This window comes from Proteus hauseri (assembly GCF_040139125.1).
Taxonomy (GTDB): domain Bacteria; phylum Pseudomonadota; class Gammaproteobacteria; order Enterobacterales; family Enterobacteriaceae; genus Proteus; species Proteus hauseri_B.
The window spans coordinates 1-2,794 of record NZ_JBEEUB010000025.1; the positions used below are offsets into that span (position 1 = coordinate 1).

At 41.5% G+C, this 2,794-nt stretch carries 2 protein-coding genes; both read left to right on the forward strand.

Going from position 1 to position 2,794, the window contains the following annotated elements; translation table 11 throughout:
• Positions 1-1,033: 1,033 nt before the first annotated feature.
• Positions 1,034-1,678, forward strand: a complete 645-nt coding sequence (locus ABN099_RS18940) for a quinolone resistance pentapeptide repeat protein QnrD1 (protein WP_012634451.1) — start codon at positions 1,034-1,036, stop codon at positions 1,676-1,678.
• A 637-nt stretch (positions 1,679-2,315) separates the two neighbouring features.
• Positions 2,316-2,756, forward strand: a complete 441-nt coding sequence (locus tag ABN099_RS18945; protein ID WP_015063446.1) for a hypothetical protein — start codon at positions 2,316-2,318, stop codon at positions 2,754-2,756.
• The last annotated feature ends 38 nt before the right edge of the window (positions 2,757-2,794 follow it).

Consider the following 2,794-nt stretch of genomic DNA (forward strand, 5'->3'; position numbering starts at 1 on the left):
TTTCACAGGTAAAAATCAACGGTTATTAGGTGATATTTCGATGCTAAAACAGCTCGAAGAAAAGGTGCGCTGACGTTAGGTTTACCTATTATTTTATGTATTATCCTATCTATTATTCTATCTCTTATTTTATCTATTTCGTCTGTAATAGGTAGAATAATACATAGAATAAGATACAGAATAATAGATAGACACAAGATGACGTTGTGTTATTTCTTACCCATTAATCCACCTGTTATTCTACCTATTACTTTACCCGTTATTGCACCCAATTTAGGTATAACGGGCAGAATAACGGGTGAAATAATGGGTAGAATCATAGTTTTACTAACTTGCACCCCATGATACTTTCAGTATCAATGCCACTCATTTTCTGGACGAAAATGAATGACATAAGGCTCCGCCCTCTGGCTATTTTCTTCGGCTGGACGCCTGCGAAAAAAACCATTCACCCAAGCCCGTCAAACTCACTGCGTTCGTCTGACCACCCCCTTTTTTCGCCCCTGTATTTGGTCGCTCAAAAATGTGGTGGTCAGACGCTTCGCTTGACGGGGGGCTTTGCCCCCAAAACGAAACACGTTCACTGGGGTTCACTTGCCATCGCTGGGGCGTGTCATTTCGTTTCGGCTCCCCCTGTTTTTCCCTTTCTTCGCTGGACGCTCATCAGGATAAAAACAAAAAGCCTACCGCCCTCGTTTTACTCGGTTGGTCAAATCGCTTCTTGCCACAAAACAAGTTTGTGACTTTCAGCGATTTCGCATCGTTTTACTTGTCAGTTTGCACGATGTTAAAAACGCACTCAGAAGCCCGCAAAACCGTTCTAAACTTTCAGCGTAGATTTGGGTGTTTTATAGGGTGATCGTGTCTTAAAATCGTTTCGAGGGGCTTTAATGGGGATGAACGGGAGGTTTTTGCTAACTAACTCGCCCGTTTAACATAAAAGGGATTGTATGAATCAATTTTAGCTAGAGTTTAAGGTTGTTCAAATTAATGTACAATGATTGCACTGTATAAATAACCAGGTGTAGCATGTATGGAAAAGCACTTTATCAATGAAAAGTTTTCACGAGATCAATTTACGGGGAATAGAGTTAAAAATATTGCCTTTTCAAATTGTGATTTTTCAGGGGTTGATTTAACTGATACTGAATTTGTTGATTGTAGTTTTTACGACAGGAATAGCTTGGAAGGGTGTGATTTTAATAGAGCCAAACTAAAAAACGCTAGCTTTAAAAGCTGCGATTTATCAATGAGTAATTTTAAAAACATTAGCGCCTTAGGTCTTGAAATTAGTGAGTGTTTAGCTCAAGGAGCTGATTTTCGAGGGGCTAATTTTATGAATATGATAACTACAAGGTCATGGTTTTGTAGTGCTTATATAACCAAGACAAATCTTAGTTACGCTAATTTTTCTAGAGTCATATTAGAAAAGTGCGAACTGTGGGAAAATCGCTGGAATGGCACTGTGATAACTGGCGCCGTGTTTCGTGGCTCCGATCTTTCTTGTGGGGAGTTTTCATCGTTTGATTGGTCTTTGGCTGATTTTACTGGTTGTGATTTAACGGGTGGGGCGCTTGGCGAGCTTGATGCAAGGCGAATTAATTTAGATGGAGTGAAGTTGGATGGAGAGCAGGCGCTTCAGCTTGTTGAGAGTTTAGGTGTTATTGTTCACCGATAAAATCTAGGTAAAAAACGCCTAATGCCCCAATGTGGTACTAATCAAAACGGAGCGAAGCGACATCTTCATCTTGTCTTTGCTTTTCTCCATGATCAGTTATTGGGTCATGGTCTCTTAGCTCGTTAATCTGGCTAAGTTTGGTTAGGTTGGGCTTCTTTCGACACTTCGCAATCCAAGAAATCCCTAGTCCGTTGATTGGTGCTCTTATCAGGTACGCACTGTAATCTTTCGATACCGCAGCGTGATTCGGAGGTAGAGCCGGAATTTCGTTTTCCGGTACGTTTTACTACCACAATTTGCCTGTTTATCCTTTCGGAGACCGGGCTAAGTCCGAGTCAATCAAGTGGTGCATTTGGGTTAATGTCGTTGGCTGGTATTTAATGAGAACGTGACAAGCGCCTCTCACGTTGCTAAGATTGGATTGCGACGTCTAATCTGAGCAACGAATGCACAAGATTTAGAGTACCAGAGCCCTGTGATGCTGTCACGGGGCTTTGTTACATCTGGAGCTTGGTAAACCTCATAAATTCAATTCGCAACGCTCGCCGCAAGGCGTGAACTTGTTTCACGTCGAGGAAGCGGAATTTCTCGAAAGCCTTATACTGTCTCCGTTCACACATGATCGGAGGGTGTCTCTATGTCTCAATTATTTCGTTTGGCATCGCCAGAAGATTACGAATACATCGAAGAATTAAATTTATGGGAATTGTCATTTGATAAGCGACCGGTTCAAGGGGTTCGTTGTGAAGATCCGGTGATCGGGGCAGAAAAATATAATCAAGGGCGTGAAAAATTTAAGGCGTTAGCGTCACGGCATAAAAAACACTGGAAACCGAACGGATTGACCTTTTCGGAGTTGATCCGCTGGGCAATAGAATGCGGAACTCCAGAACAATGTCAGCTTGTTTTAGCGTTATACCATTGCACAAACGATGATGATTATCAGGCGATGGGAATTCAGTTAAGCCGAAGTATTGATAATGCAAATGTCAGTCCGATCATCTTTTTCACAGGTAAAAATCAACGGTTATTAGGTGATATTTCGATGCTAAAACAGCTCGAAGAAAAGGTGCGCTGACGTTAGGTTTACCTATTATTTTATGTATTATCCTATCT

What these genes read in the sequence shown, in the direction of transcription:
- ABN099_RS18940 (WP_012634451.1), top strand. Translation starts at nt 1,034, where the DNA reads ATGGAAAAGCACTTTATCAATGAAAAGTTTTCACGAGATCAATTTACG.
- ABN099_RS18945 (WP_015063446.1), top strand. Translation starts at nt 2,316, where the DNA reads ATGTCTCAATTATTTCGTTTGGCATCGCCAGAAGATTACGAATACATC.